Here is a 1,959-nt window from a genome sequence, read left to right on the forward strand (position 1 = left end):
GGCCGTCCGCCTCGTCCACGACAAGGCGGGACCGCCGCGGACCGGCGACGGCGTGCACGTCAGCTTCACCGCGATGCTGCTCGAACTCGGCGGCGGGCCCGGCGGCGATCGCGACGCCGGGCCGGACGCCGAACCCGGCTGATTTCCGCCCCCGTACGCACGTTTCGCATCCCCGGCCCACAGGAGTGCCCATGAACCCGTCCGCGTACGCCTCGCCCGCCTCCCCCGACATCCCCGCCGCCGACCTGGCCGCGTACGCCGCACTCGTCCTCGACGTCGCCGCCCCCGTCGAAGCCGGCGACCTGGTGGCCGTCAACGCCGAGATCGAGCACGCCCCGCTGGCCCGCGCGCTCGCCGAGGGCGCGTACGCGCGCGGCGCCCGCTACGTCGACATCTGGTACTTCGACCCGCACGCCAAGCGCTCCCGCGTCCGCCACGCCGACGCCGCCACGCTCGGCGACGTACCCGACTGGCTCGACGCGCGCAACCGCGAACTCGGCCGCCGCCACGGCGTGCTGGTCAACATCCGCGGCGAGGCCGAGCCCGGCCTGCTCGACGACACCGACCCCGCCAGGGCCGGGCTCGACCGCATGCCCAACCTCGCCTCCCGCTACCGCCTCCAGCAGGGCGACCTCGTCCGCTGGACCGTCATCGGCTACCCCACCCGCTCCTGGTCGCGCCACGTCTTCGGCGAGGAGGACGTGGCCCGGCTGTGGGGGCACATGAGGCACTTCCTGCGGCTCGACCGGCCCGACCCGGCCGCCGCCTGGCGGGAGCGGCTGGCCGAGCTGAAGGCCAGGGCGGCCCGGCTCGACGGACTCGGCCTGGACGCCGTCCACTTCGAGGGCCCGGGCACCGACCTGACGATCGGGATGATCCCGGGCGGGCGCTGGGACGCGGTGGGCTTCGACAGCGCCGACGGCCGCCGGTTCGTCGCCAACCTGCCGTCGGAGGAGGTGTACACGACCCCGGACCACCGCCGGGTCGAGGGCACCGTACGGGCCACCCGGCCGCTCGCGCTGGCCGGCACGGTCGTCACCGACCTGGAGCTGACCTTCGCCCGCGGGCGCGTCGCCGAGGTGCGGGCGAGCAGCGGCGCGGATGTCGTACGGGCCCACCAGGCGGCCGACCGCGGCGGGGCCCAGCTCGGCGAGGTCGCGCTGGTGGACGGGACGTCGCCGATCGGCAGGTCGGGGGTGACGTTCCTGGAGACCCTGCTCGACGAGAACGCCACCTGCCACCTGGCGTGGGGTGCGGGACTGCCGCAGACCGTGCCGGGCGCGGCGGAGCTGAGCGCCGGGGAGCGCGACGCGCTGGGCATGAGCGTCTCCGCCGTGCACACCGACTTCATGGTCGGCGGGCCGGAGGTCACGGTCACCGGCCTCACCCGCGACGGCCGCCGGGTGGCGGTGCTGCGGAACGACGAGTGGCAGCTCTGAGGGTCGGCGGGCGCGCGGCCGTCACTCCGGCGCGAACACCCCCAGCGCGTCGTACGCGATCCACGACCCGCTCGTCTTGCGCAGCGTCAGCACGTTCTCGCCGGCCGTGAAGAGGTCCGCCGCCAGCGGCAGTTCGTACGACGACGGCTTGAGCACGCTGCCGGAGCGGGCCGCGTCGCCCTCCAGCGAGCCGCGGGTCGCGCCGCCGCGGAACTCCAGCGTTCGCACCGCGCGGCCGTTGACCGCCAGCTCGGCGGTGCCGGCGGCGGTGGCGTGCGAGTCGATCAGCCACAGTGCGAAGCCGAGGTCCTGCCGCGGCGCGGCGGCCAGGTCGAAGCGGAGCGTGAACGTGTGCTCCTTGCGGCCGGCCCACGCGTCGCCCGGGCCCGGGTGCAGATAGCACCAGTCGCGACCGGGGTCGGAGGTGCCGTGGCGGAAGTCGACGTCCTCGGGGAAGGCCGCGGGGTACTGCGCGCTCAGGTTCGGCGACAGCGCGAACTCCAGCCCCCGGTGGTCGAAC

General features: G+C 75.5%; 2 protein-coding genes. One reads left to right on the plus strand and one right to left on the minus strand.

Going from position 1 to position 1,959, the window contains the following annotated elements:
• Positions 1-191 precede the first annotated feature (191 nt).
• A complete protein-coding gene (locus H5J30_RS30000; protein ID WP_181790520.1) occupies positions 192-1,439 on the plus strand; it encodes an aminopeptidase in 1,248 nt (415 codons plus the stop codon).
• Between the two features lie 21 nt (positions 1,440-1,460).
• On the opposite strand, the gene H5J30_RS30005 is transcribed toward H5J30_RS30000, so the two are convergent.
• A partial coding sequence (locus tag H5J30_RS30005; protein WP_258563602.1) for a polysaccharide lyase family protein occupies positions 1,461-1,959 on the minus strand: 499 nt, incomplete at its 5' end.

The sequence above is a fragment of the Streptomyces phytophilus genome (genome assembly GCF_013870535.1).
Taxonomy (GTDB): Bacteria; Actinomycetota; Actinomycetes; order Streptomycetales; family Streptomycetaceae; genus Streptomyces; species Streptomyces phytophilus.

Excerpts from the sequence above, each read along its gene's own strand:
- H5J30_RS30000 (WP_181790520.1), top strand. The coding sequence starts at position 192 with ATGAACCCGTCCGCGTACGCCTCGCCCGCCTCCCCCGACATCCCCGCC.